The sequence below is a fragment of the Burkholderia sp. R-40 genome (assembly GCF_049942845.1).
Lineage (GTDB): Bacteria > Pseudomonadota > Gammaproteobacteria > Burkholderiales > Burkholderiaceae > Burkholderia > Burkholderia ambifaria.
The window spans coordinates 759,265-784,976 of the sequence record NZ_CP187968.1 but is presented as its reverse complement, the minus strand read 5'-3'; the positions used below and the strand labels follow the sequence as shown (position 1 = coordinate 784,976).

Below are 25,712 nucleotides of genomic sequence, written 5' to 3'. Positions count from 1 at the left end.
GGCGTCGTGCCGATTCAGTGCGGTGGCGGCAGCCGTTTGAAGCGGCTCCACAGCTTCTTCAAGGTCTGGTGATCGGCTGCGGCGCGCGCGGCCAGAAAGCCTCGCGCGAAGCCCGCGCCCGGCGCGGCGTCAGGCGACGTATCGGGCAGCGCCTTGAGAAGCTTGTCCGCGACAACGGCATCGTTACGCCAGCCCAGATCGTCCTGAAGCGCGGTCAGCGCATCGACATACGAGCGGACGGCCCGCTTGCGGCACAGCGATGCGAAGAATTCGGTCGCGTATCGAACCTTCTTCGCCGCGATGCGCGCACGGTGGCGACGATGATCGTCCAGATCGGCCAGCCGCTTGCCACGCTTGATCAGTTTCCGGTGCCGACGACGCAGAACATCGGCGGCAAACGGCTTCGCGGGCTGCATGATCGCGGCGCGCTGTTCGTCGGACATCTCCTGTCGCCAGCCCTTTCGGCTCAACCATGACGCGAGCTGCAACGCGAGCCGCGTGTAGCGAACCGACCCGACCGCCGCGGCCGCGCGTTGCCGGTTCTCGACGGCAATGTGCTCGCACGCTTCGCGCACCGAATGCATCTCGTCCGGAATGCCGTTCGTACCGGCATGGTCGAGCGTCGTTCCCGCCAGCACCTCCCAGTCGCGCGCGGCGCCGAGCTCGGCGGCGATCCAGCGCAGCTCGTCGTCGAGACCGGGATACGCGGGGATCACGTTCGCGAACAGGTCGAGCGCCGAGCGCAAACGACGCAGCCCCACACGCATCTGATGGACGCACGACGGATCGTGGCCGGACTCGACGCCACGCTCGTTGGCGTGGACCTGATCCAGACAGTTGCGCGCGATTTGGCAGAAGGCGTCTTCGATCGAATCGCGTTTCTTCAGTTGTAACGGTTGCGCCTTGACGGGTGGACGGTGCTCGGCCACCAGCAGGCCGTAGCCGAGATCGGCCTTGCTCTCGCGATCGATGCGCAACGGTACGATCTCCAGCAATTCCAGTGCGACGCCGTACAGGCTTTCAGGGCGGCCCCGTTTCAGCTCCAGTTCGACAGCGGCGATCGGGACCGAATTCGACTCCGCCTCGACGGTCCCCTTGTCGAGCGCCACCTCGACCTCATCGCCGGACGGCAAGCGCAGCGGCAAAGCCGAACGCCTGATTCGCGTGACGAACACGGGCTCGAGCCGGGCCGCCGTGGCCACGTCGCGAATCAGCCTGCCGCAGTCGCTGTCAGCGGGCAGTCGATCCCGCAGCCGCGCCAGATCGGGGAGGTCGCCAACGACCGGCATCTCGAACTCATCGCGGTCGAACAAGCCGGCCTGCACCGATCCTTCCAGCTTCAACGTCTGAATTCGCTTGTTGCCGACCGCGCGTATCCGCAGAGACGCCCCGCACCCGTGAAATGACAACGCTGACGTATCGAAGTACGTGCTCTTCAGCAACTGAGGCGCGTGGGCGCCGCCGGATTGCGCGAGCAACGGCGCGCTGCGCAACTTGTCGAGATCCTTCACGGAAACCCGTAGCTTCAACTCCCGTTCCATATCGCCCTCCGATGTGGCACCTGACTATCAGACTACACCGCAGCGCACGCGAGTTCCCACGCCGAATCGTCCCTTTTGCGTTTTAAGCGTTTGCTGTCACTGGCGGAGGCCCCAGATACGGCGCTCCGGCCATCACCACGCATGCATTGATCCGGCCGATCCGTTTTCAACCCGATGCTTCGTCTTCCCAGTCGTGCCACTCCACCCGATGCGTTTTCAGATAGCCGCTGACCGCCTCCCCAACCGTCGGAAAGAAGTTGCTTTCGCCGAACATGCCAAACATCCCGTAATGCTTGAGGCTGTCTTTCACGGGGCCTTTCAGCTCCGCGAAGACTAGCTTGACCTGGCGCGCCGCCAGTTCGCCATGCAGCCGTTCGAGCACATCGGCGGCGGTCAGGTCGATATCGGTCACGGGCTCCGCCGCGATGACGATCCAGCGCGCCGGCTGCGGTGATTCGTCGACGGCGCGCAGCACGCGCTCACGAAAGATCTCTCCGTTCGCGAAAAAGAGCGGCGCATCCCAGCGCAGCAGCACGAGCCCCGGCACGCGCCGCGCTTCCGGATGGCGCGACACGTCGTGATAGCCCTTCATGCCGTCGACGCGCCCGAGCACGGCGTCGTAAGGCCGCCACGCACGCCATAGAAACGACAGCACGGTGAGCAGCAGCGCCAGGGCGATGCCGTTCACGACACCCAGGACCGTAACGCCGACGAAGCACACCAATGCCAGCACGAACTCGCTCTTGCGCAGACGATAAAGCCGCATGACGCCCCGCACTTCGATCATGTTCACGCATGCGGCAATCACGACGGCAGCCAGCGCGGATTGCGGCGTGTGCGACAGCGCGCGTGGCGCGAACAGGAGCAGCGCGGCGACGACGGCGGCCGCCACCACGCCCGTCGCCTGCGTCTTCGCGCCCGCCGCCTCCGCGACTGGGGTGCGCGAGCCGCTCGCGCTCACCGCGAACCCCTGCACCAGACCGGCGGCGATGTTCGACAGCCCGAGCGCGACGCATTCGTGATTCCGGTCCACGCTGGTGTCGTTGCGCAATTCGTAGGTGCGTGACAGCACGCTGATATCCGTGAACGAAACGAGCGCGATCGCCGCCGCGCTGCCCGCGAGATGCAGCCAGTCGTCGAGCGTCACGTTCGGGATGCGCGGCACGGGCAGGCCTGGCGGGACCGCGCCGACGGTCGCCACGCCCGCGTGCCGGGACAGATCGAACCACATCACCACCGCCGTCGCGCCCGCCACGGCGAGCAGCACGCCCGGCACTTTGGGCCAGAGCCGTTTACAGACGAGGATCAGCACGAGCGCGGCGACGCCGAGCGCGAACGATGTCGCGTTCACCCTCGATGCCGCGATGCCTTCGATCACGTCGCGCACCTTCTCGACGAACGATTCGCCGTGGCCTTGGTATCCCAGCAGCTTGGGTAGCTGTCCGATGCTGATCGTCAGCATGATGCCGTTCAGGAAACCGTGCCGGATGGGCAGCGACAGCAGCTCGGTGACGAATCCGAGCCTGAGCGCGCCGACCGCGATGCAGATCGCGCCCGCGAGTATCGCAAGCGCCCCGGCGAGGGCCAGCCCGCGCGTGGCATCGCCGTGAGCAAGCGGCACGATGCTTGCGGCGATCAATGCGACCAGCGCGGAGTCGGGGCCGAGAACGAGGATGCGGCTCGGGCCGAAGAGCGCATACGCGAGCATCGCGGCGAACGATGCATAGAGGCCGCTGACGGCGGGCAGGCCCGCTGCGTTTGCGTACGCCATGCCGGCAGGCACGAGCACGGCGCTGAGCGTGACGCCCGCAAGCAGATCGTGCGGCAGCCACGACCATTGATAGCCGCGCACCGCGGCGAGGCCGGTGATCCACCGCAGCGGGCCGGCAGCGGGCTGGCGAGTCGATTGAACCGAATGTGGGCGAGCACGGCTTTTCATGTTTATCGCGGCGTGTCAGGAAACCCGGGCGGAATCGTTCGCCACCTCCGCCTGTGCCATTGAAGATTAGGTTCGGGTATCGTCGGAGAGCAAGCGCGGTTTCACGATGTTGCGTTTCGATGCGCGGGCCTTACGTGGGCGCCAATCGGCGGACGAGCCGGCGGTCAATCGCGTGCCGTGCTCATGACGCACCACAACACACCAAAATCCCAAGCCTCAGACGGCTTTCGTTAGAATCGGTCGTCGTCGAATCAAAAACGCGGATTTGCACAGGCGTGGAGGCATCGCGTCACCAATACCGCTCGCTCTCACTACATGGCTCATCCTTTACCGGAGGCGAACGTGCCAGGATTACTTCCCGATGTCGACCGCGACGGGCTTCTCGAATATTCGGTGGTGTACACCGACCGGTCGATCAATCACATGTCGCAGCGCTTCCAGGGCGTCATGCGCGATATTTCCGCCGCGCTGAAGAAAGTCTACAACGCGAAGGCGGCCGTCATCGTCCCGGGCAGCGGGACGTTCGGCATGGAAGCCGTGGCACGGCAGTTCGCGACGAACAAGAAGTGCGTGGTCATCCGCAACGGCTGGTTCAGTTACCGCTGGTCGCAGATTTTCGACATGGGCGGCATTCCGTCCGAAGAGATCGTGTTGAAAGCGCGCCCGGTCGAAGCGGGCAGGCAAGCCGCCTTTGCACCGGCTCCGATCGACGAAGTCGTCGCCGCGATTCGCGAGCACAAGCCGGATCTGGTGTTCGCCGCGCACGTCGAGACCGCATCGGGGATGATGTTGCCCGACGCCTATTTGCGCGCGGTGGCCGACGCCGTGCATGCGGTCGGCGGCATGTTCGTACTGGATTGCATCGCGTCCGGCACGATCTGGGTCGACATGGAGAAGAGCGGCGTCGACGTGCTGATCAGCGCGCCGCAAAAGGGCTGGAGCGCGTCACCGGGTTGCGCGCTGGTCATGCTCGGGCCGCTCGCTCGCGAGCGCATCGATGCGACGACCAGCACCAGTTTCGCGTGCGATCTGCGCAAGTGGCTGCAGATCATGGAAGCCTACGAGAACGGCGGCTTCGCGTACCACGCGACGATGCCCACGGACAGCCTCGCGACGCTGCGCGACGTCATCAAGGAAACCGAAGCATATGGTTTCGACAAGGTGAGGGCGGAGCAGCTCGAACTCGGCACGCGGATTCGTGCGTTGCTGGCCGAGAAGGGGTTCAGGAGCGTGGCTGCTGCAGGCTTCGAGGCGCCCGGTGTGGTGGTCAGTTACACGGACGATGACGACATCCGCTCGGGCAAGAAATTCGCCGATGTCGGTGTGCAGATCGCGGCCGGCGTGCCGCTTCAATGCGACGAGCCGGCGGATTTCAAGACCTTCCGTATCGGCTTGTTCGGGCTCGACAAGCTGCATGATGTCGATGCGGCGGTTGCTAGGTTCGCCAGTGCGTTGGAGCGGGTTGTGTAGCGTGCCGCTTCAATCGCGTTGGCTTGCGGGTCGTATCCGGTGATGATTCCCGCCCGCCGCTCGACTGGGTCGGCCCCAGCCGACCCCCGTCAAGCAATTACATCAGCCGCAATCAAGCAGCCACGTTCCGATTCGCCTCGATCACCGTCAACGCCGTCATGTTCACGATCCGCCGCACCGTCGCACTCGACGTGAGAATGTTCACGGGTGCATTGACCCCGAGCAGGAACGGCCCCACGGCAACGTTGCTGCCGGCTTCGGTCTTGAGCAGGTTATAGGCGATGTTCGCGGCGTCGATGTTCGGACCACGATCAGCAGGTTCGCCGCGCCCTTCAGCGGCGACATCGGCAGCAGCCGCGCCCGCAGCCCTTCGTCGAGCGCGCAGTCGCCATGCATCTCGCCATCGGCCTCGATATCCGGCGCCTGCGCGCGAATGATCTCCAGCGCCTGCCGCATCTTCACGCCCGAAGCCGCGCTGCCCGAGCCGAAGTTCGACCGCGACAGCAGCGCCACCTTCGGCGTCAGATTCAGCCACTCCATCTGCCGCGCCGCGGCGATCGTGAATTCCGCGATCTGCTCCGCATCGGGGTTGTCGTTGACGTGCGTATCCACCAGCGCGACCGTCCGCTGATTGAGCAGCAGGATATTCATCGCCGCGTAGGTCGACGCTTCGGGCTTCCTGCCGATCACTTCGTCCACGAACCGCAGGTGATTGTGATATTCGCCGACCGTCCCGCAGATCATCCCGTCCGCATCGCCGAGCCGCACCATCATCGCGCCGATCAGCGTCAGGCGACGCCGCATTTCGACGCGCGCCATTTCCTTCGAAATGCCGTCGCGGCAGCGCAGCTTGTAGTACGTCTGCCAGTATTGCGGGTAGCGCTCGTCGTGTTCGGTATTGACGACCGCGAAATCGTGACCGAGTCGCAGGCGCAGGCCGAACCGCTCGATACGCGCCAGCAGCACCTCCGGACGGCCGACCAGGATCGGACGCGCGAGCTTCTCGTCGACGATGACCTGCACCGCGCGCAGCACGCGCTCGTCCTCGCCTTCGGTGAACACGATGCGCGCCTTGCCGCCGTCACGCACGAGCTGACGTGCGGCCGCGAACAGCGGCTTCATGAACGCGCCCGAGTGGTAGACGAACTGCTGCAGCTGCTCGACATACGCGTCGAGATCCTCGAGCGGGCGCGTCGCCACGCCGCCATCCATCGCGGCCTGCGCGACGGCCGGCGCGATCTTGACGATCAGGCGCGGATCGAACGGCTTCGGAATCAGGTATTGCGGCCCGAACGACACTTCGTCGCCACCATAGGCCGCCGCGACGACGTCGTTCTGCTCTTGCTGCGCGAGGTCGGCGATCGCGTTGACGGCCGCGATCTCCATTTCGCGGGTGATCGTCGTTGCGCCCACATCCAGTGCGCCGCGGAAAATGTACGGGAAGCACAGGACGTTGTTGACCTGGTTCGGGAAATCCGAACGGCCCGTCGCGATCACGACATCGTCGCGCGTGGCGTGCGCCAGTTCCGGGAAGATTTCCGGCGTCGGATTGGCCAGCGCGAGAATCAGCGGACGCGCGGCCATGCCCTTCACCATCTCCTGCTTCAGCACGCCCGCGGCCGACAGCCCGAGGAACACGTCGGCGCCGCCGATCACTTCAGCCAGCGTGCGCGCGTCGGTTGCCTGCGCGAAGCGTTCCTTGGCCGGATCCATCAGCGTGGTACGGCCGCGATAGACGACGCCTTCGATATCCGTCGCCCAGATGTTCTCGACCGGCAGCCCGAGGTCGACCAGCAGGTCCAGACAGGCCAGCGCCGCGGCGCCGGCGCCCGACGTCACGACCTTCACCTCTGAAATCGACTTCCCGACCACCTTCAGCCCGTTGATGAACGCGGCGGCGACGGTGATGGCGGTGCCGTGCTGGTCGTCGTGGAAGACGGGAATCTTCATGCGCTCGCGCAGCTTGCGCTCGACCGTGAAGCACTCCGGCGCCTTGATGTCCTCGAGGTTGATCCCGCCGAACGTGGGTTCCAGGCCGGCGATGATGTCGACGAGCTTGTCCGGATCGGTCTCGTTGATCTCGATGTCGAACACGTCGATGCCCGCGAACTTCTTGAACAGCACGGCCTTGCCTTCCATGACCGGCTTCGACGCGAGCGCGCCGATGTTGCCCAGACCCAGCACGGCGGTGCCGTTGGTGATCACGCCCACCAGATTCCCGCGGCTCGTGAAGCGGCGCGCCTGCAGCGGATCGGCGGCGATCGCCTCGCACACGCTGGCGACGCCGGGCGTGTAGGCGAGCGCGAGATCGCGCTGCGTCACGAGCGGCTTGCTGGCGACGACCGAGACCTTCCCGGGGGTCGGAAACTCGTGATAGTCGTACGCGGCCTGCTGCTGGGTCTCTGTCTGTTTCATGTTTTTTGGGTCCGGGCGTGCGCGCCAGGCCAGTCCCGACGCGATCCAGGGACGATTCTAGGGATCGGCCATAAGGAGATAATTCTGTTTTAATATCGGTCCATCACTTTTTCATGATGGGTACGTGGCCGGCGATGACATTCGACGCGAACGACGTGGTCAGGCGGCTGGGCGCGCGCCTGAAGATGCGGCATCTGATGCTGTTGCTGCAGATCCAGCAGCACGGGTCGCTGACGCGCGTCGCCGAGCACATGGCCAGCAGCCAGCCCGCCGTGACCAACGCGCTGTCCGAGCTGGAAAGCATGTTCGGCACGCCGCTGTTCGAGCGCACGTCACGCGGGATGCGTCCGACCGCGCTCGGTTCGGTCGTGCTCGAGCGGGCCACGGCGATGCTGAAGGATCTCGACCATCTCGCCCGCGAGATGGAGGCGGTCGCGGCCGGCCATGCGGCCCACCTGCATATCGGCGTGATTCCGTTTATTTCGGGACAGATGCTGTCGGCCGCGCTCAAGCGCCTGCAATCCCGGATGGAACGGCGCCTGACCGTGACGATCCACGAAGGCACCAGCGACCAGCTGCTGCTGCAGCTCAAGGACCACAGCGTCGACCTCGTGATCGGGCGGGCGTCGTCGGCGATCGATCTGGGGCAGGTGTCCTTTGAAGTGCTGTACCAGCAGCAGCCGCGGATGATCGCGAGCCGGCGCCTGGCCGCGAAACTGGCCCGCACGAAGCTCGACTGGCAGAAGCTGCACGCGCTGGACTGGATTCTCGGCGCGCCGCATACGCCGATGCGGGAGCAGGTGACCGACCTGTTCCTGTCGGCGGGCATCGCGCCGCCCGTGCCGATCGTCGAGAGCTACTCGTCGAAGCTGATCGGCGAGATGATCGCGTCGAGCGACGACGCGGTGTCGATCGTACCGGCCGATATCGCGGAAGAAATGGTGCGCATCGCCGGCGTCGCGATCGTGCCTTACTCGCTGGTCTGGACGCTGCCGCCCATCGCGCTGTTCACCCGCGCCGGCGAATCGCATGCGCCGACGCGGGATCTGCTGGTTCAGGCATTGCGCGAGATCTGCCGGGAAACCTACGTCGAAGTGCCGCGATAACGCTTGGTGGAGGCGGGCCTGCTCGCACGACCGGAAATCCCATCACGCCGCCCGAGCACCGCCGCCAACGCACGTCTCCACGCCGCATCCGGACAAACCCCCGTTCGCCGGGATTCGCCCGAAACCCCCGCAGTACAAGCGCCTCCCCGCGCATAGTGGTTTCCACTCATAGTCGCAAACAGTCAAGAACAGGTCGCCGCCGGTCTTCCCGCGACCAATATGGCTCGTTACTTTTACTCCCACGATGCAGGCCGGGACGCACACCGCGAACCCGTCGGACATCGGTCCAATCGGGAGAGAGAAACCATGAAGTCGACAAAGATCGCCGCGTTCGTCGCGGCCATGCTGGCGACCGGCGCGTTCGCGACCGCGGCGCAGGCCGAAACGGATGCCGCGACCTGCCGGACCGTACGCTTCGCGGATATCGGCTGGACCGACATCACGTCCACGACGGCGCTCGCGTCGACGGTGTTCGAGGGGCTCGGCTACAAGCCGACGACGACGATTGCATCGGTGCCGATCTCGTTCGCCGGCCTGAAGAGCAAGCAGCTCGACGTGTCGCTCGGCTACTGGTGGCCGGTGCAGCAAAAGCAGCTCCAGCCGTTCCTCGACAGCAAGTCGATCAATGTGGTCGAGCCGCCGAACCTGTCGGGCGCGAAGGCGACGCTCGCGGTGCCGAGCTATGAATACCAGGCCGGCCTGAAGACCTTCGATGACATCGCGAAACACCGCGCCGAGCTCGACGGCAAGATCTACGGGATCGAGCCGGGCAGCAGCGCGAACGCGACGATCCAGAAGATGATCGACACGAACCAGTACGGCCTCGGCGGCTTCAAGCTGGTCGAATCGAGCGAGGCGGGGATGCTCGTCACGGTCGAGCGCGCGATCCGCGACAAGAAGTGGGTGGTCTTCCTCGGCTGGGAGCCGCATCCGATGAACATCCAGATCAGCATGAACTACCTGTCCGGCGGCGATGCGTCGTTCGGCCCGAACTATGGCGAAGCGCGCGTGTACACGCTGACGGCGCCCGACTTCATCTCGCGCTGCCCGAACGCGGGCAAGCTCGTCGAGAACCTGCGCTTCTCGACGCAGCTCGAGAACCAGCTGATGCAGTCGGTGATGAACAAGACGAAGCCGGCCGACGCCGCGAAGGCGTACCTGAAGAAGAATCCGCAGGTGCTCGATGCGTGGCTCGCCGGCGTCAAGACGTTCGACGGCAAGGACGGCCTGCCTGCCGTGAAGGCCTATCTCGGCCTGTAACGGCCCGCGCGCCCGATGCATGCGGCGCGCGGCGATAAATCATCTGTAGTGCGACACAAATCGAGCGACACAATCCGAATCAAGCGAGGGTAGTCAGCATGAACCACGAAGTCATCATCACCTGCGCGGTCACCGGCGCAGGCGATACGGTCGGCAAGCATCCGGCGATTCCGGTCACGCCGAAGGAAATCGCGTCCGCCGCGATCGAAGCCGCGAAGGCCGGCGCGACGGTGGCGCACTGTCATGTCCGCGATCCGCAGACGGGCCGCGGCAGCCGCGATCCGAACCTGTATCGCGAAGTGGTCGACCGGATCCGCTCGGCCGACGTCGACGTGATCATCAACCTGACGGCCGGCATGGGCGGCGATCTGGAAATCGGCCCGGGCGAGGACCCGATGCGCTTCGGCAAGGGCACCGACCTCGTCGGCGGCCTCACGCGCCTCGCGCACGTCGAGGAACTGCTGCCGGAGATCTGCACGCTGGATTGCGGCACGCTGAATTTCGGCGACGGCGATTACATCTACGTGTCGACGCCCGCGCAACTGCGCGCGGGTGCCAAGCGCATCCAGGAACTCGGCGTGAAGCCGGAGCTGGAAATCTTCGATACGGGTCATCTGTGGTTCGCGAAGCAATTGCTGAAGGAAGGGCTGCTCGACGATCCGCCCCTGTTCCAGCTGTGCCTCGGCATTCCGTGGGGCGCACCGGCCGATACCGGCACGATGAAGGCAATGGTCGACAACCTGCCGCCGGGCGCGCACTGGGCCGGCTTCGGGATCGGCCGCATGCAGATGCCGATGGTCGCGCAGGCGATGCTGCTCGGCGGCCACGTGCGCGTCGGCCTCGAAGACAACATCTGGCTCGATCGCGGCGTGCATGCGACCAACGGCACGCTCGTCGAGCGCGCGCGGGAAATCATCGAGCGGCTCGGCGCCCGCGTGCTGACGCCGGCCGAAGGACGTCGCAAGCTCGGCCTGCCCGCGCGCGGCGAGCGCCTGCTCGAACGCCGCGCGGCGACCGAATTCGCGTGAGCTTGACGGCTGATTCAGTGATGCATTGCGGCGGCACGCACGAGGGCGGCCGCCGCCCGATTCCCCTCGATTTGAAGGATGCGTGGACATGGCTGTGAAGACCGACATCAAGACGTTCGCCGCGATCGGCACCGGCGTGATCGGCGGCGGATGGATTTGCCGTGCGCTCGCGCACGGTCTCGACGTGGTCGTGTGGGACCCGGCGCCGGGCGCGCAAGAGCGGCTGCGCGCGACCGTCGCGAATGCGTGGCCCGCGCTCGAACGCGTCGGCCTCGCGCCGGGCGCGGATCCCGCACGGCTGCGCTTTGCGGAGACGATCGAGGCCTGCGTCGCCGACGCGGACTTCATCCAGGAAAGCGCGCCCGAGCGCGAGGCGCTGAAACTCGAACTGCACGAACAGATCAGCCGCGCGGCGAAGCCCGACGCGATCATTGCATCGTCGACGTCGGGGTTGCTGCCGACCGACTTCTACGCACGTGCGACGCATCCGGAGCGCTGCGTGGTCGGCCATCCGTTCAATCCGGTCTACCTGCTGCCGCTCGTCGAGGTGCTCGGCGGCGCGCGCACGTCGCCCGAAGCGGTCGACGCGGCGATGGCGATCTATCGCAAGCTCGGCATGCGGCCGCTGCACGTGCGCAAGGAAGTGCCGGGCTTCATCGCGGACCGGCTGCTCGAGGCGCTGTGGCGCGAGGCGCTGCATCTCGTCAACGAAGGCGTCGCGACGACCGGCGAGATCGACGATGCGATCCGCTTCGGCGCGGGCATCCGCTGGTCGTTCATGGGCACGTTCCTGACCTATACGCTGGCCGGCGGCGACGCGGGCATGCGACACTTCATGCAGCAGTTCGGCCCCGCGCTCGAACTGCCGTGGACGAAGCTGGTCGCGCCGACGCTGACCGACGAACTGATCGACAGCGTCGTCGCAGGCACGAGCGAGCAGCAGGGCACGCGCAGCATCAAGGAGCTCGAACGCTATCGCGACGAGTGCATTACCGAGGTGCTGAAGGCGATCGCCACTGTGAAGGCGCGGCACGGAATGCGATTCGAGGACTGAATGAACATGACCGGCGATACCCCGCTGACGATATACCGCGACGTCGTGCGGCCCGAGTGGGTCGACTACAACGGCCATCTGCGCGACGCGTTCTATTTGCTGATCTTCAGTTTCGCGACCGATGCGCTGCTGGAGCGCATCGGTCTCGACGACGCCGCGCGTCGCGAGCGGGGCCGCTCGGTCTATACGCTCGAAGCGCATGTGAACTATCTGCAGGAGATCAAGGAAGGCACGCGCGTGCGCGTCGATGCGCGGGTGCTCGCGCATGATGCGAAGCGGCTGCATCTGTATCTCGAACTGTTCGCGGACGGGCACGACGGCGCGGTGTCGGCGAGCGAGCAGATGCTGCTGCACGTCGACACGCGCGGCGGCGCGAAATCGGCGCCGTTCGACGACGACGTCGCCGCGCGCGTGGCCGAACTGCATGCGTTGCAGCGCGATTGCGCGGCGCCCGGGTATGCGGGCCGCGTGATCGGCCTGCCGCCGCGCCGCTAGCGTCGGCAACGACGGGGCGTGCACGATGCTCGAACCGGAAATCGCGGCGTTCGTGTCGGCTGTCGACGCGGCGTATCCGGCCGACGCGGCGGCGCGCTCGCCCGACGAGCAACGCCGCCTCTACGATCGTTTCGCGGCCGCATGGACGCCCGGCGAACTGCCGCCCGGCATCGTGCAACACGATGCGGTGTGGCACGCACCGCACGAACACGCGATCGCGCTGCGGCGCTACGCGCCGGCTCACGGCGAACCGCGCGGCACCGTGCTGTTCTTTCATGGCGGCGGGTTCGTCGTCGGCTCGCTCGACAGTCACGCGCTAATCACCGCGCAACTGGCGGCCGACACGGGGCTGGCCGTGATCGCGGTCGATTACCGGCTCGCGCCCGAGCATCGCGCGCCGGCTGCACTCGCGGATTGCCTGGCCGTCACGCGAGCCGCGCGCGATGCGTGCTGGTCGTTCGGCTCGTGCGCGCGACCGCTGACGCTCGCGGGCGACAGCGCGGGCGGCAATCTCGCGGCCGCCGTCGCAACCTCGCTGCGCGATGCAGGTGAAGGCGGCATCGACGGGATTGCACTCGTGTATCCGATGCTCGGCATCGAACCGCAATCGCCGGCGCGCGAAACGCAAGCGCACGCGCCGATGCTGACGCTCGACGACGTCCATCGTTATCGCGCGTTGTATTGGGGCGAGGCACAACACATCGCGCCGGGCGATGACGATCCGCTGCTGCGTGCATCGGTGCCGCTCGCGGCATCGCGTTTCGACGGGCTGCCACCCGTGCTCGCGATCGGCGCCGAACACGATCCGCTGCGCGACGATGCGCGTGTGTACGTCGAACGGATTCACGCGGCCGGGGGCGCCGCGCGTTACTGGATGGGGAAGGGGCTGGTGCACGGCTGCTGGCGCGCGCTCGGAACGAGCCCGCAGGCGGCGCGGATGCACCGGATGGTCGGCGAGTTTCTGCTCGCACCACATGCGTAGCGGGCGTTTCCGGGAGGCAACGATGCAGGCAGCGCAACACCGTATCGAGGACTGGCGGACTTTCTCCGTCGACGCGGCCATCGCGGCGGCGACGATCGGCGATGGCGCGGTGGATGTCGAGTGGAGCGACACGCGACGATCGCCGTTTCACTTCGACTGGTTGCGCGACAACTGCGCGTGTTCCGCGTGCGTGCATGCGCTCACGCGCGAACAGGTATTCGAGATCGCCGACGCGCGCAACGATCTGTCGGCCCTCGTCGTGCATGTCGACACCGACGGCGCGCTGCACGTCGAGTGGAACGACGGGCATCGCAGTACCTGGTCGCCGGGATGGTTGCGCGCGCATGCATACGACGATGCGTCGCGCGCCGAGCGTCAGGCCGCGCACGGGCGGCACGTGTGGACCGGCGACGACGCGACGGCGATCGGCGTGTTCGCGTGGCGTGACGTGATGGAGGACGACGGCGCGTTGCTCGCGTGGCTCGCTGCGTTGCAGCGCACGGGGCTGACGCTCGTCGAGGGTGTGCCGGCCGAACGCGGCCGGGTCGACCAGGTCGCGCGTCGTATCGGCCTGATTCGCGAAAGCAATTTCGGCGTGCTGTTCGACGTCGAATCGAAGCCGCGACCGGACAGCAACGCCTATACGTCGCTCAACCTGCCGCCGCACACCGACCTGCCGACGCGTGAATTGCAGCCGGGCGTGCAGTTCCTGCATTGCCTCGCGAACGACGCAACGGGCGGAGACAGCGTCTTCCTCGATGGCTTCGCGCTCGCGGATGCGCTGCGGCGCGAATATCCGACCGATTTCGGGCACCTTGCGTCGACACCGTTCGAGTTCTGGAACAAGAGTGCGGACAGTGACTACCGCTGTTCGGCGCCGGTGATCGGGCTCGATGCGCGCGGCAACGTGACCGAGGTGCGCGTCGCGAATTTCCTGCGCGGGCCGCTCGATGCGCCGGCCGATGCGGTGGCGGCTGTCTATCGTGCCTACCGGCGTTTTCTCGCGCTCGCGCGCGAGCCGCGCTTTCGCGTGCAGCGCCGGCTGCGGGCCGGCGACATGTGGGCGTTCGACAACCGGCGCGTGCTGCACGCGCGCACCGAGTTCGATCCATCGACGGGCCGCCGCCATCTGCAGGGATGTTACGTCGATCGCGACGAACTGCTGTCGCGGTGGCGCGTGCTGTCGCGCACGGTGCCTGCGGCAGCCGCGGCGCGCTGATCGGCGCATACCGCGTCGTTACGCTTACCTCGCCGGGGAAAAAGCGCCCGGACGCAACGCGCCCGGGCGAAGCCACCCGTTGCCGGGCGGCGGAGGTATGCGTTTCAGAAAAAAAGACGAGCCCGCAGCATGGGCTCGTCCGGATCCAGCTTCATCGCGCGATGCGCGGTGCGCCCGCCGGGGGCGCGTCGGCTTACTGGCCGAAGAAGACCGAGTCGCGAGCGTTCGACGACGCTGCGGCAGCCGGGACGCCCGAGTGGACGACCGGAGCCGGTTGTGCGCCGTAGCCGCTGGGATCGGCACCATGAACACGCGCTTCCGCCGACTGAATGTCGTTCGGGTAGTACGGGCTCGACACGCCCGGCTTGTAGCCGGCTTGTTCGAGCTGGACGAGTTCGTTGCGCACTTGTGCGCGCGTCACGGTGCTTTGTGCGAAAGCGCTGAACGAAGCGGACAGGGCGACAGCGGCAACAACTGCGGAAACGAGCGATTTCATGATGACCTCCGGTGTTTTATTGGGTTCGCCGTCGACACCATGTCTGCAGCGATTGACTAAATCTTAGTCACCGGGTCGTTCAGGGTAAACGCTGATTTTGACGATAAATTGTTTCCTGGCTGGTAACAGTGGCGCGTCGAATCAGGCTTTCATCGGCCTTTCGTTTCTGTAAGTGTAATAAGTATGAAGAATAGCGACAGGAAATGCGCGAGTCAGCGCACTTCGGCCGTCGTGTCGAACGGCGTGCCCGGCGGCCGGCCGGCAGGCGCGCCCGCGCTCAGGAAACGCACGCCCGTCGCGGCCTCCGACGCTTCCCACAGCAGTGCCGCCACGGCCACGTCGCGTGCCGCGCGCGGCGCGCTCGCGCGCGCCGGCAGGCCGCGCGACTCGAACCAGCCGGACGGTCCGATGTACGCGCCGCCGGTGAGCTCGGGTGACGTCGCCGCATGGATCGCAGGCAACGCGCCCTGATCGGCCGGTTGCGCGAGATAACGGTTTGCCGCGCGCATCAGCGCGGCGCGGAGGGGCGAACCGTCCATCGCGGGGCCCGCGAACTGCAGGTTGGTCGCCGCGTAGCCGGGATGCGCGGCGACGCTGATTCCCGCGAACGCCGCGCGCTGGAAGCGGCGCTGCAGCTCGATCGCGAATACGAGGTTCGCGAGCTTGCTGTCGCAGTACGCGAGATAACGGTTGTAGCGGCGCTCGGCCCGCAGGTCGTCGACGCGGATCCGGCCGCCGCGGTTGAACCCGCTCGACATCGTCACGACCCGCGGCCGCGGTGCGGCGGACAGCGCGGGCAGCAGATGGCCGGTCAGCGCGAAATGGCCGAGGTGATTGGTGCCGAATTGCATCTCGAAGCCGTCGTGCGTGTGCCGCAGCGGCAGGAACATCACGCCGGCGTTGTTGCAGAGGATGTCGACGCGGCCGTGGCGCGCGGAGATGTCGGCGGCGAAGCGCCGGATCGATGCGAGATCGGCGAGGTCGAGCGGATCGACTTCGACCCGGGCGGCAGGATGGAGCCGGCGGATCTCATCCGCGGCTTGGGCGGCGCGCGCGGCATCGCGGCAGCCCATCACGACGGTCGCGCCCTTGGCGGCCAGCGTTTCCGCGATCTGCCAGCCGAGGCCGCTATTGGCGCCGGTCACGACTGCGACCTTGCCGCCTTGCGCCGGGACGTGGCGCGCGCTCCATGCATGCATGTCTGCCTCCATCGGCGCGGCCGATGCGCCACGACGCGTAATCGTTACATTGTGTGGTGTAACGATAGTCCGCGCGGGCGGAGCAGACAAGCGGGGGAATTAGACCGGCGCTTCTAGGGCGGGCCCGCGCATCACGCAGCCAGCCCTCGCACGCGGCGGGCGGACCTCAGAGGGTGCCCGACAGCGCCAGTACTTCCGCGGCGGAGATCATCGCGGCCGCGTTCGCGGGCGCCGGGCGCTCGGCCGGGCGGAATACTTCGTCGCCACGCTGGATGATTTGGCGTGACAGTGCGCAGGTGCCGGTGCGCTGCGCGAAGCGGCGCCGCCAGCGCTGTTCGCCGTAATGACAGCGGCCGGGTTCGACCCAGCGCACGACGAGCAGCGTATCGGAACGTTCGAGAATTTCGACGTGGACGTCGGCGGGATCGAGCGCAGGCAGGGATTTCGAGGCCTTCATTTTGCCGTTTCCTAAAACTCGTGCGGTTCGGCCGTGGCAGTGGATGTCACTACCCGCGGGCGCATCCGTAGCGGTTTCCATGAGTGGTGCGGTAAATGTAAGCGTCTGTGACCGGAAAAAACATCCTGTCTGGCTCAAATTACCTTTTGCCGAATCAGAAACAATCGACGCGCATTTTCTTGAAAAAGCAGCGACAAAAGCGCCCCGGACGCGAACGTCCGGGGCGAAAAATCGGGCCGCGCCACCATGGCTGCTCGCTCAGTCACGTGGACACCGCGGAGGACGGAGGTGCCCGTCAGGGATCTGCGACGGGCGGGGGCGGTGTACCGGGAAGCGCGGTCCGGCAACACCATGATCGCGCGCGCACCCGGTTAGAACCCTGACGCGAACATGACTTTCTTGTCAGTTTCGGCCGGCCAGCGCGTGGTGCGGGCCGCGGCACTCGCCGCAAACCCCCGCCGGTATTGGCTTTGCGCGACGAGCGGCCGATCGCCGGCATCCCAAAAAAGCCGCCGCACCGCCGGCTTTACTCCGTTCGCCCCGATTCTCCCGCTCGGGAAAATACTGAATCGCGCGTTCGTGACAAATCCCGAAACTGTTCCTATGATTGGTTGGACCTTTAGTCCTTTGTGCCAATCGATCGGCTCGGCCGACTTCCACAGGAGAAGTGCTCATGAGATTGCAGGGCAAGCGCGCGCTGGTGACGGCGGCCGGGCAGGGTATCGGCCGAGCGACCGCGCTGCGGTTCGCAAGCGAGGGCGCCGACGTGCTGGCGACCGACATCAACGAAGCCGCGCTCGCGCAACTCGCGGCCGACGCCGAACGCGCGGGAGGCTGCCTGGCGACGCGGCGGCTCGACGTGACCGACGCGGGCGACGTCGCGGCACTCGCCGCGCAGGAGCGCGCGTTCGACGTGCTGTTCAACTGCGCCGGCTACGTGCACCACGGCTCGATCCTCGACTGCGACGACGCCGCCTGGGCGTTCTCGCTGAACCTGAACGTCACGTCGATGTACCGGCTGATCCGCGCGCTGTTGCCGGCGATGCTGGAAGCGGGCGGCGCGTCGATCATCAACATGGCGTCGGCCGCGTCGAGCGTGAAGGGCGTGCCGAACCGCTTCGTCTACGGCACGACCAAGGCGGCCGTGATCGGCCTGACCAAGTCGGTTGCCGCCGATTTCGTCGAGCAGCGCATTCGCTGCAACGCGATCTGCCCGGGCACGATCGAGTCGCCGTCGCTGGAGCAGCGGATCGCCGAACAGGCGCGCACGCGCCAGGTATCGACCGACACGGTGCGCCAGGCGTTCGTCGCGCGGCAGCCGATGGGCCGTATCGGCACCGCGGATGAAGTCGCCGCGCTCGCGCTGTATCTGGCGTCCGACGAAGCGTCGTTCACCACCGGCGCGATTCACCTGATCGACGGCGGCTGGTCAAACTGACCGTGTCGAACTGACTCTCGAACTGACCGCGCTCCCCATTCCCTTTCCGATTCCATTCAGACGACATGAAACTGCTGAGATTTGGCGACAAACACCATGAGAAACCGGGCCTGCTCGACGCGCAGGGAACGATCCGCGACCTGTCGGGCGTGATCGACGATATCGCCGGCGACGCGCTGACGCCCGCGTCGCTCGCACGGCTGCGCGACATCGACCCGTCGTCGTTGCCGCGCGTCGAAGGCACGCCGCGGCTCGGCGCGTGCGTCGGCCGCGTCGGCAAGTTCATCTGCATCGGGCTCAATTATTCCGACCACGCGGCCGAATCGGGCATGGACGTCCCGAAGGAGCCGGTCGTGTTCGGCAAATGGACGAGCGCGATTTCGGGGCCGAACGACGACGTCGAGATTCCGCGCGGCTCGGAGAAGACCGACTGGGAAGTCGAGCTCGGTGTCGTGATCGGCCAGGGCGGCCGCTATATCGACGAAGCCGACGCGCTGTCGCACGTCGCCGGCTACTGCGTCGTGAACGACGTGTCGGAGCGCGAATACCAGCTCGAGCGCGGCGGCACGTGGGACAAGGGCAAGGGCAACGACACGTTCGGCCCGCTCGGCCCGTGGCTCGTGACGGCTGACGAAGTGCCCGATCCGCACGCGCTGCGGCTGTGGCTGGAGGTGGACGGCCATCGCTACCAGAACGGCACGACCGCGACGATGGTGTTCCGCGTGCCGCACCTGATCAGCTACCTGAGCCGCTTCATGAGCCTGCAGCCGGGCGACGTGATCTCGACCGGCACGCCGCCGGGCGTCGGGCTCGGCCAGAAGCCGCCCGTCTATCTGCGCGCCGGCCAGGTGATCACGCTCGGCATCGACGGGCTCGGCGAGCAGCGCCAGCGCACCGTGCAGGCCTGATTTCCTTTAACGGACCGTTCGTCATGCCTATCATTCGATCGATGCGCGTCCTCGACGTGCGCTTCCCGACCTCGCGCCAGCTCGACGGCTCCGATGCGATGAATCCGGACCCCGATTATTCGGCTGCGTACGTCGTGCTCGAAACCGACCACGACGGGCTCGAAGGCCACGGGCTCACGTTCACCATCGGGCGCGGCAACGAAATCTGCTGCGCGGCGATCGACGCGATGCGTCACCTCGTCGTCGGCCTCGACCTCGACTGGATCCGCGAGGACATGGGCCGCTTCTGGCGGCACGTGACGTCGGACAGCCAATTGCGCTGGATCGGCCCCGACAAGGGCGCGATCCACCTGGCGACGGGCGCCGTCGTCAATGCGGTGTGGGATCTGTGGGCGAAGGCCGCGGGCAAGCCGCTGTGGCGGCTCGTCGCCGACATGAGCCCCGAGGAAATCGTGCGCGCGATCGACTTCCGCTACCTGACCGACTGCCTGACGCAGGACGAGGCGCTTGCGCTGCTGCGCCGCCAGGCGCCGGGCAAGGCCGCACGGATCGCGGCGCTCGAGCGCGACGGCTACCCGTGCTACACGACGTCGGCGGGCTGGCTCGGCTACAGCGACGACAAGCTGCGCCGGCTGTGCCGCGAGGCGGTCGACGCCGGTTTCGACTACGTGAAGCTGAAGGTCGGCGCGAACCGGGAGGACGACATCCGCCGCGTGACGATCGCGCGCGAGGTGATCGGCCCCGAGCGCAAGCTGATGATCGATGCGAACCAGGTGTGGGAAGTCGACGAGGCGATCGACTGGGTGCGCGCGCTGGCGTTCGCGAAACCGTGGTTCATCGAGGAGCCGACGAGCCCCGACGACGTCGAAGGGCATCGCAAGATCCGCGAGGCGATCGCGCCCGTGCAGGTCGCGACCGGCGAGATGTGCCAGAACCGCGTGCTGTTCAAGCAGTTCATCGCGCGCGGCGCGATCGACGTCGTGCAGATCGACGCGTGCCGGCTCGGCGGCGTGAACGAGATTCTCGCGGTGATGCTGCTGGCCGCGAAGTACGGGCTGCCGGTGTGTCCGCATGCGGGCGGCGTCGGGCTGTGCGAATACGTGCAGCATTTGTCGATGATCGACTACGTGTGCATTTCCGGCACGAAGGAAGGGCGCGTGACCGAATACGTCGATCACCTGCACGAGCATTTCGTCGAGCCGTGCGTCGTGCGCGGCGCGGCGTACATGCCGCCGACGGCGCCCGGCTTCTCGATCGAGATGAAGCCCGAATCGCTGGAGCAGTATCGGTTCCGCGGCTGAAGCAAGGCGCCGCACGTCGCGCGCGGCTACAACATGAACGACGGAGACGCGAAGTGGATTTGAATCTGCAAGACAAGGTCGTGATCGTGACCGGCGGCGCGTCGGGCATCGGCGCCGCGATCTCGATGCGGCTCGCCGGCGAAGGCGCGATTCCGGTCGTGTTCGCACGCCACGCGCCGGACGACGGCTTCTGGCGCGAACTCACGCAGACGCAGCCGCGCGCCGCGCGCGTGTCGGTCGAACTGCAGGACGACGCGCAGTGCCGCGACGGCGTCGCACAGACCGTCGCGCGTTTTGGCCGCATCGACGGCCTCGTCAACAACGCGGGCATCAACGACAGCATCGGCCTCGATGCGGGGCGCGACGCGTTCGTCGCGTCGCTCGAACGCAACCTGATCCACTACTACGCGATGGCGCATCACTGCGTGCCGCACCTGAAGGCCACGCGCGGCGCGATCGTCAATATTTCATCGAAGACGGCCGTCACCGGGCAGGGCAACACGAGCGGCTATTGCGCATCGAAGGGCGCGCAGCTCGCGCTCACGCGCGAATGGGCGGTCGCATTGCGCGACGACGGCGTGCGCGTGAACGCGGTGATTCCGGCGGAGGTGATGACGCCGCTCTACCAGAACTGGATTGCCGGCTTCGACGACCCGGATGCGAAGCTGGCGGAGATCGCCGGCAAGGTGCCGTTCGGCAAGCGCTTCACGACGGCCGACGAGATTGCCGACACGGCCGTGTTCCTGCTGTCGGAACGCGCGTCGCACACGACGGGGCAGTGGCTGTTCGTCGACGGCGGCTATACGCATCTCGATCGCGCGATCGGCTGAGGACGGCGAGCCATGCAACCTGATTCGAACCCCGCCGCCGCACCTGCCGCGCTGATCGAGCTGACCGGCGTCAGCAAGCGTTTTCCGGGCGTGCAGGCGCTCGACGATTGCCGGTTCGACCTGCGCGCCGGCGAAGTGCATGCCCTGATGGGCGAGAACGGCGCCGGCAAGTCGACGCTGATGAAGATTCTCGCCGGCGTGTATCAGAAGGACGGCGGTGAAATCCGGATGGACGGCCGCGCGGTGGAGATCGACGATCCGCGCGCCGCGCAGGCGCTGGGGATCGGCATCATCCATCAGGAACTGAACCTGATGAACCACTTGAGCGTCGCGCAGAACATCTTCATCGGCCGCGAGCCGCGCGGGCGCTTCGGCGTGTTCGTCGACGAAGACAAACTCAACCGCGACGCGGCCGCGATATTCGCGCGGATGCGGCTCGATCTCGACCCGCGCACGCCGGTCGGCCGGCTGACGGTCGCGAAGCAGCAGATGGTCGAGATCGCGAAGGCGCTGTCGTTCGACTCGCGCGTGCTCATCATGGACGAGCCGACGGCCGCGCTGAACAACGCGGAGATCGCCGAGCTGTTCCGCATCATCGGCGAGCTGCGCGCGCACGGTGTCGGCATCGTCTATATCTCGCACAAGATGGACGAACTGCGCCAGATCGCCGATCGCGTGACGGTGATGCGCGACGGCAAGTATGTCGCGACCGTGCCGATGGCCGGCACGTCGATGGACGCGATCATCGCGATGATGGTCGGCCGCCAGCTCGATACCGAATTCCGCACGCCGCCCGATACGTCCGCCAACGACGTCGCGCTCGAAGTGCGCGGGCTGTCGCGCGGGCGCGCGATCCGCGACGTCGGCTTCACGCTGCGGCGCGGCGAGATCCTCGGCTTCGCGGGGCTGATGGGCGCGGGCCGCACCGAGGTCGCGCGCGCGGTGTTCGGCGCGGACCCGGTCGACGCCGGCGAGATCCGCGTGCACGGCAAGACCGTGACGATCCGCACGCCGGCCGACGCGGTCGCGCACGGGATCGGTTATCTGTCGGAAGACCGCAAGCACTTCGGGCTCGCGGTCGGGATGGACGTGCAGAACAACATCGCGCTGTCGAGCATGCGCCGCTTCGTGCGGCGCGGCCTGTTCCTCGATGCGCGCGCGATGCGCGACACCGCGCAGTCGTACGTGCGGCAGCTCGCGATCCGCACGCCGTCGGTCGCGCAGCCCGCGCGGCTGCTGTCGGGCGGCAACCAGCAGAAGATCGTGATCGCGAAGTGGCTGCTGCGCGATTGCGACATCCTGTTCTTCGACGAGCCGACGCGCGGCATCGACGTCGGCGCGAAAAGCGAGATCTACAAGCTGCTCGACGCGCTCGCCGCCGACGGCAAGGCGATCGTGATGATCTCGTCGGAGTTGCCCGAGGTGCTGCGCATGAGCCACCGGATTCTCGTGATGTGCGAAGGGCGCGTGACCGGCGAGTTGCGCGCGGCCGACGCCACGCAGGAAAAGATCATGCAGCTCGCGACGCAGCGCGAGTCGACCGTATTGTCCTGATTCAGCCCCTACGACCATGCCTAACGATACGCATCCCGTTCCGCCTCTGGCCACCGGCGACACGCCGGCCGGCGCAGCCGGCCTGAGGGCCCGCTTCTTCAACCCGGCCGCGCGGCAGAAGCTGCTCGCGTTCGCGAGCCTCGTGCTGCTGATCGCATTCTTCAGCTTCGCATCGCCGAACTTCCTCGACGTCGACAACCTCGTGTCGATCCTGCAGGCCACCGCGGTAAACGGCGTGCTGGCGGTTGCGTGCACCTACGTGATCATCACGTCGGGCATCGACCTGTCGGTCGGCACGCTGATGACGTTCTGCGCGGTGATGGCCGGCGTCGTGCTGACGAAGTGGGGGATGCCGCTGCCGCTCGGGATCCTGGCCGCGCTGTGCTTTGGCGCGCTGTCAGGCAGCGTGTCGGGCTTCGTGATCGCGAAGATGAAGGTTCCGCCGTTCATCGCGACGCTCGGCATGATGATGCTGTTGAAGGGGCTGTCGCTCGTGATCTCGGGCACCCGGCCGATCTACTTCAACGACACGCCGGGCTTCACGTCGATCGCGCAGGATTCGCTGATCGGCAGCCTGATTCCCGCGCTGCCGATTCCGAATGCGGTGCTGATCCTGTTTCTCGTCGCAATCGGCGCATCGATCGTGCTGAACCGCACGATCTTCGGCCGCTACACGTTCGCGCTCGGCAGCAACGAGGAAGCGCTGCGGCTGTCCGGCGTGAACGTCGATGCGTGGAAGATCGCCGTCTACACGTTCAGCGGCGCGGTGTGCGGGATCGCCGGCCTGCTGATCGCGTCGCGGCTGAATTCCGCGCAGCCGGCGCTCGGGCAGGGCTACGAGCTCGATGCGATCGCGGCCGTCGTGATCGGCGGCACGTCGCTGTCGGGTGGCGCGGGCAGCATCGTCGGCACCATCATCGGCGCGTTCATCATGAGCGTGCTGACCAACGGCCTGCGCATCATGTCGGTCGCGCAAGAATGGCAGACGGTCGTGACGGGCGTGATCATCATCCTGGCCGTCTACGTCGACATCCTGCGCCGGCGCCGCCGCTGACCTATGTAGTTGTATGCGCATCTGCTTCACCGCCGGCCGGGCCGGCGTTTCAGTCGATACCAACCAAGGAGACGCGAAGTGATCAGGAGCAAGGTGTTGAACGCTATCGTCGGGCTGACGTTCGCCGTCGGCGTAACGGCCGGCGCGCAGGCGCAGGAAGCCTATATCCCGCTGATCTCGAAAGGCTTCCAGCATCAGTTCTGGCAGGCCGTGAAGGCGGGCGCGATGCAGGCCGCGAAGGACTACAAGGTGAAGGTGACGTTCGAAGGCCCCGAAACCGAGGCGATGGTCGACAAGCAGATCGACATGCTGTCCGCCGCGATCGCGAAGAAGCCGGCCGCGCTCGGTTTCGCGGCGCTCGACAGCAAGGCCGCGCTGCCGCTCTTGAAGAAGGCGCAGGCCGAGAAGATCCCCGTGATAGCGTTCGACTCGGGCGTCGACAGCGACATCCCGGTGACGACGGCCGCGACCAACAACAAGGCCGCCGCATCGCTCGCCGCCGACAAGCTCGCCGCGCTGATCGGCGACGAAGGCGACGTCGCCGTGGTCGCGCATGACCAGACGAGCCGCACCGGCATCGACCGTCGCGACGGCTTTCTCGAACGGATGAAGTCGGCGCACCCGAAGGTGCGGGTCGTGACCGTGCAGTACGGCGAAGGCGACCAGTTGAAGTCGACCGAGGTGACGAAGTCGATCCTGCAGGCGTATCCGAAGCTCAAGGGCCTGTTCGGCACCAACGAAGGCTCGGCGATCGGCGTGGTGAATGGCGTGCGCGAGATGAAGCGCAAGGTCGTGATCGTCGGCTACGATTCGGGCAAGCAGCAGAAGGACGCGATCCGCAGCGGGCTGATGGCCGGCGCGATCACGCAGAATCCGATCGGGATCGGCTACAAGACCGTCGAGGCGGCCGTGAAGGCGATCAAGGGCGAGAAGCTGCCGAAGGTCATCGATACCGGTTTCTACTGGTATGACAAGACCAATATCGACGACCCGAAGATCTCGGCGGTGTTGTACGACTGAGCGTGACGTGATGCCGCGTTCGAGCGCGAACCACGAGGACACCATGGGCGCAGTGCGTATCGATTCCCATCAGCACTTCTGGCGTTACCGTGCGGCCGACTATCCGTGGATCGGCCCCGGCATGGGCGTGCTCGCCCGCGATTACCTGCCCGACGCGCTGTGGCCGCAGATGCATGCGCAGGCGCTCGGCGCGTCGATCGCGGTGCAGGCACGCGCCGGACGAGACGAGACGTCGTTCCTGCTCGATCTTGCCCGCGACGACGCGCGCATCGCGGCGGTGGTCGGCTGGGAGGATCTCGGTGCGCCGGCGCTCGCCGACCGTATCGCCGAGTGGCGCAGCCCGAAGCTGCGCGGCTTTCGTCATCAGATGCAGGACGAAGCCGACGTCGGCGCGTTCGTCGCGGATCCCGCATTCAATCGTGGCGTCGCGTGGCTGCAGGCGAACGGTTACGTGTACGACGTGCTCGTGTTCGAACGCCAGTTGCCCGACGTGCGCGCGTACTGCGCACGGCACGATGCGCACTGGCTCGTGCTCGATCATGCGGGCAAGCCCGCGCTCGCCGAGTTCGACCGCGACGACACCGCGCTCGCACGCTGGCGTGCCGCGTTGCGCGAGCTGGGCGCGTTGCCGCATGTCGTGTGCAAGCTGTCGGGGCTCGTGACCGAGACGGACTGGCGTCGCGGCCTGCGCGGGCAGGACGTCCGGCACATCGAGCAATGCCTCGATGCGGCGCTCGACGCGTTCGGCCCGCAGCGGCTGATGTTCGGCTCGGACTGGCCCGTGTGCCTGCTCGCGGCGTCGTATGACGAAGTGGCGTCGCTGATCGAGCGCTGGGCCGAAGCGCGATTGTCGGCGGCCGAGCGCAACGCGTTGTGGGGCGGCACGGCCGCACGTTGCTATGCGGTGCCGGGCGACCCGAAGCCCGGCATATAAAATAGGCGCGAG

Annotated in this window: 21 protein-coding genes and 1 pseudogene; 16 read left to right on the top strand and 6 right to left on the bottom strand. The window is 66.7% G+C overall.

Features of this window, described 5'->3' with window-relative positions; genetic code table 11:
• Positions 1-14: 14 nt before the first annotated feature.
• Both ACP26O_RS19935 and ACP26O_RS19930 read right to left on the bottom strand, forming a co-directional pair.
• A complete protein-coding gene (locus ACP26O_RS19935; RefSeq protein ID WP_175701120.1) occupies positions 15-1,541 on the bottom strand; it encodes a CYTH and CHAD domain-containing protein in 1,527 nt (508 codons plus the stop codon).
• A gap of 166 nt (positions 1,542-1,707) precedes the next feature.
• Positions 1,708-3,486, bottom strand: a complete 1,779-nt coding sequence (locus ACP26O_RS19930; RefSeq protein ID WP_175663799.1) for a SulP family inorganic anion transporter — start codon at positions 3,484-3,486, stop codon at positions 1,708-1,710.
• Positions 3,487-3,822: 336 nt separating this feature from the next.
• On the opposite strand from ACP26O_RS19930, the gene ACP26O_RS19925 reads away from it, so the two are divergent.
• Positions 3,823-4,950 carry an aminotransferase class V-fold PLP-dependent enzyme gene (locus ACP26O_RS19925; RefSeq protein WP_175663355.1) on the top strand — a complete coding sequence of 376 codons (1,128 nt, stop codon included), beginning with the start codon at positions 3,823-3,825 and terminating at the stop codon, positions 4,948-4,950.
• A gap of 112 nt (positions 4,951-5,062) precedes the next feature.
• Here the strand turns inward: ACP26O_RS19925 and ACP26O_RS19920 are convergent.
• Positions 5,063-7,365, bottom strand: a pseudogene (locus ACP26O_RS19920) (NADP-dependent malic enzyme).
• A gap of 134 nt (positions 7,366-7,499) precedes the next feature.
• On the opposite strand from ACP26O_RS19920, the gene ACP26O_RS19915 reads away from it, so the two are divergent.
• The 7 genes from ACP26O_RS19915 to ACP26O_RS19885 all read left to right on the top strand — a co-directional run bounded on the left by ACP26O_RS19915 (position 7,500) and on the right by ACP26O_RS19885 (position 14,509).
• Positions 7,500-8,471: a LysR substrate-binding domain-containing protein gene (locus ACP26O_RS19915; RefSeq protein WP_166721821.1), complete on the top strand. Its 972-nt coding sequence runs from the start codon at positions 7,500-7,502 to the stop codon at positions 8,469-8,471.
• 306 nt (positions 8,472-8,777) lie between these two features.
• Positions 8,778-9,731: a choline ABC transporter substrate-binding protein gene (locus ACP26O_RS19910; RefSeq protein WP_011659436.1), complete on the top strand. Its 954-nt coding sequence runs from the start codon at positions 8,778-8,780 to the stop codon at positions 9,729-9,731.
• 98 nt (positions 9,732-9,829) lie between these two features.
• Positions 9,830-10,759 carry a 3-keto-5-aminohexanoate cleavage protein gene (locus ACP26O_RS19905; RefSeq protein ID WP_006749513.1) on the top strand — a complete coding sequence of 310 codons (930 nt, stop codon included), beginning with the start codon at positions 9,830-9,832 and terminating at the stop codon, positions 10,757-10,759.
• 88 nt (positions 10,760-10,847) lie between these two features.
• Entirely contained in the window at positions 10,848-11,813 is a 966-nt protein-coding gene (locus tag ACP26O_RS19900) for an L-carnitine dehydrogenase (protein WP_138849433.1), read from the top strand.
• Between the two features lie 6 nt (positions 11,814-11,819).
• On the top strand, positions 11,820-12,308 hold the full coding sequence (locus ACP26O_RS19895; protein WP_175663357.1) for a thioesterase family protein: 489 nt from the start codon (positions 11,820-11,822) through the stop codon (positions 12,306-12,308).
• Between the two features lie 25 nt (positions 12,309-12,333).
• Positions 12,334-13,290 (top strand): alpha/beta hydrolase, encoded by a 957-nt coding sequence (locus ACP26O_RS19890; RefSeq protein WP_175663358.1) that lies wholly within the window; start codon positions 12,334-12,336, stop codon positions 13,288-13,290.
• A 22-nt stretch (positions 13,291-13,312) separates the two neighbouring features.
• The gene (locus ACP26O_RS19885) at positions 13,313-14,509 is read left to right on the top strand and encodes a TauD/TfdA family dioxygenase (RefSeq protein ID WP_175663359.1); all 1,197 of its coding nucleotides are present in this window, start codon (positions 13,313-13,315) and stop codon (positions 14,507-14,509) included.
• A 193-nt stretch (positions 14,510-14,702) separates the two neighbouring features.
• Here ACP26O_RS19885 and ACP26O_RS19880 read toward each other — a convergent pair whose 3' ends face one another.
• The 3 genes from ACP26O_RS19880 to ACP26O_RS19870 all read right to left on the bottom strand — a co-directional run bounded on the left by ACP26O_RS19880 (position 14,703) and on the right by ACP26O_RS19870 (position 16,661).
• A complete protein-coding gene (locus ACP26O_RS19880) occupies positions 14,703-15,005 on the bottom strand; it encodes a DUF4148 domain-containing protein (protein WP_105831797.1) in 303 nt (100 codons plus the stop codon).
• 212 nt (positions 15,006-15,217) lie between these two features.
• Positions 15,218-16,204: an oxidoreductase gene (locus tag ACP26O_RS19875; RefSeq protein ID WP_175663360.1), complete on the bottom strand. Its 987-nt coding sequence runs from the start codon at positions 16,202-16,204 to the stop codon at positions 15,218-15,220.
• A 166-nt stretch (positions 16,205-16,370) separates the two neighbouring features.
• The gene (locus ACP26O_RS19870; RefSeq protein WP_175663361.1) at positions 16,371-16,661 is read right to left on the bottom strand and encodes a DUF3331 domain-containing protein; all 291 of its coding nucleotides are present in this window, start codon (positions 16,659-16,661) and stop codon (positions 16,371-16,373) included.
• Between the two features lie 673 nt (positions 16,662-17,334).
• Between ACP26O_RS19870 and ACP26O_RS19865 the strand changes: the two genes are divergently transcribed.
• The 8 genes from ACP26O_RS19865 (at position 17,335) to ACP26O_RS19830 (ending at position 25,700) form a co-directional block, all read left to right on the top strand.
• Positions 17,335-18,099 (top strand): SDR family oxidoreductase, encoded by a 765-nt coding sequence (locus tag ACP26O_RS19865; protein WP_175663362.1) that lies wholly within the window; start codon positions 17,335-17,337, stop codon positions 18,097-18,099.
• Between the two features lie 65 nt (positions 18,100-18,164).
• Positions 18,165-19,007: an ureidoglycolate lyase gene (locus tag ACP26O_RS19860; protein ID WP_006749504.1), complete on the top strand. Its 843-nt coding sequence runs from the start codon at positions 18,165-18,167 to the stop codon at positions 19,005-19,007.
• A 23-nt stretch (positions 19,008-19,030) separates the two neighbouring features.
• Positions 19,031-20,308 (top strand): L-fuconate dehydratase, encoded by a 1,278-nt coding sequence (locus tag ACP26O_RS19855; RefSeq protein ID WP_175663363.1) that lies wholly within the window; start codon positions 19,031-19,033, stop codon positions 20,306-20,308.
• 53 nt (positions 20,309-20,361) lie between these two features.
• Positions 20,362-21,138 carry an SDR family oxidoreductase gene (locus ACP26O_RS19850; RefSeq protein WP_175663364.1) on the top strand — a complete coding sequence of 259 codons (777 nt, stop codon included), beginning with the start codon at positions 20,362-20,364 and terminating at the stop codon, positions 21,136-21,138.
• 12 nt (positions 21,139-21,150) lie between these two features.
• On the top strand, positions 21,151-22,692 hold the full coding sequence (locus tag ACP26O_RS19845) for a sugar ABC transporter ATP-binding protein (protein WP_175663365.1): 1,542 nt from the start codon (positions 21,151-21,153) through the stop codon (positions 22,690-22,692).
• Positions 22,693-22,708: 16 nt separating this feature from the next.
• Complete coding sequence (locus ACP26O_RS19840; protein WP_175663366.1) at positions 22,709-23,746, top strand: ABC transporter permease; 1,038 nt, start codon at positions 22,709-22,711, stop codon at positions 23,744-23,746.
• A 78-nt stretch (positions 23,747-23,824) separates the two neighbouring features.
• Entirely contained in the window at positions 23,825-24,766 is a 942-nt protein-coding gene (locus tag ACP26O_RS19835; RefSeq protein ID WP_165753602.1) for an ABC transporter substrate-binding protein, read from the top strand.
• 43 nt (positions 24,767-24,809) lie between these two features.
• Positions 24,810-25,700, top strand: a complete 891-nt coding sequence (locus ACP26O_RS19830) for an amidohydrolase family protein (RefSeq protein ID WP_175663367.1) — start codon at positions 24,810-24,812, stop codon at positions 25,698-25,700.
• Positions 25,701-25,712 lie beyond the last annotated feature (12 nt).

What these genes read in the sequence shown, in the direction of transcription:
- ACP26O_RS19915 (WP_166721821.1), top strand. Translation starts at nt 7,500, where the DNA reads ATGACATTCGACGCGAACGACGTGGTCAGGCGGCTGGGCGCGCGCCTG.
- ACP26O_RS19860 (WP_006749504.1), top strand. Translation starts at nt 18,165, where the DNA reads ATGAAACTGCTGAGATTTGGCGACAAACACCATGAGAAACCGGGCCTG.
- ACP26O_RS19885 (WP_175663359.1), top strand. Translation starts at nt 13,313, where the DNA reads ATGCAGGCAGCGCAACACCGTATCGAGGACTGGCGGACTTTCTCCGTC.
- ACP26O_RS19875 (WP_175663360.1), bottom strand. Translation starts at nt 16,204, where the DNA reads ATGCATGCATGGAGCGCGCGCCACGTCCCGGCGCAAGGCGGCAAGGTC.
- ACP26O_RS19840 (WP_175663366.1), top strand. Translation starts at nt 22,709, where the DNA reads ATGCCTAACGATACGCATCCCGTTCCGCCTCTGGCCACCGGCGACACG.
- ACP26O_RS19865 (WP_175663362.1), top strand. Translation starts at nt 17,335, where the DNA reads ATGAGATTGCAGGGCAAGCGCGCGCTGGTGACGGCGGCCGGGCAGGGT.
- ACP26O_RS19910 (WP_011659436.1), top strand. Translation starts at nt 8,778, where the DNA reads ATGAAGTCGACAAAGATCGCCGCGTTCGTCGCGGCCATGCTGGCGACC.
- ACP26O_RS19895 (WP_175663357.1), top strand. Translation starts at nt 11,820, where the DNA reads ATGACCGGCGATACCCCGCTGACGATATACCGCGACGTCGTGCGGCCC.
- ACP26O_RS19905 (WP_006749513.1), top strand. Translation starts at nt 9,830, where the DNA reads ATGAACCACGAAGTCATCATCACCTGCGCGGTCACCGGCGCAGGCGAT.
- ACP26O_RS19845 (WP_175663365.1), top strand. Translation starts at nt 21,151, where the DNA reads ATGCAACCTGATTCGAACCCCGCCGCCGCACCTGCCGCGCTGATCGAG.
- ACP26O_RS19900 (WP_138849433.1), top strand. Translation starts at nt 10,848, where the DNA reads ATGGCTGTGAAGACCGACATCAAGACGTTCGCCGCGATCGGCACCGGC.
- ACP26O_RS19880 (WP_105831797.1), bottom strand. Translation starts at nt 15,005, where the DNA reads ATGAAATCGCTCGTTTCCGCAGTTGTTGCCGCTGTCGCCCTGTCCGCT.
- ACP26O_RS19890 (WP_175663358.1), top strand. Translation starts at nt 12,334, where the DNA reads ATGCTCGAACCGGAAATCGCGGCGTTCGTGTCGGCTGTCGACGCGGCG.
- ACP26O_RS19830 (WP_175663367.1), top strand. Translation starts at nt 24,810, where the DNA reads ATGGGCGCAGTGCGTATCGATTCCCATCAGCACTTCTGGCGTTACCGT.
- ACP26O_RS19855 (WP_175663363.1), top strand. Translation starts at nt 19,031, where the DNA reads ATGCCTATCATTCGATCGATGCGCGTCCTCGACGTGCGCTTCCCGACC.
- ACP26O_RS19870 (WP_175663361.1), bottom strand. Translation starts at nt 16,661, where the DNA reads ATGAAGGCCTCGAAATCCCTGCCTGCGCTCGATCCCGCCGACGTCCAC.
- ACP26O_RS19935 (WP_175701120.1), bottom strand. Translation starts at nt 1,541, where the DNA reads ATGGAACGGGAGTTGAAGCTACGGGTTTCCGTGAAGGATCTCGACAAG.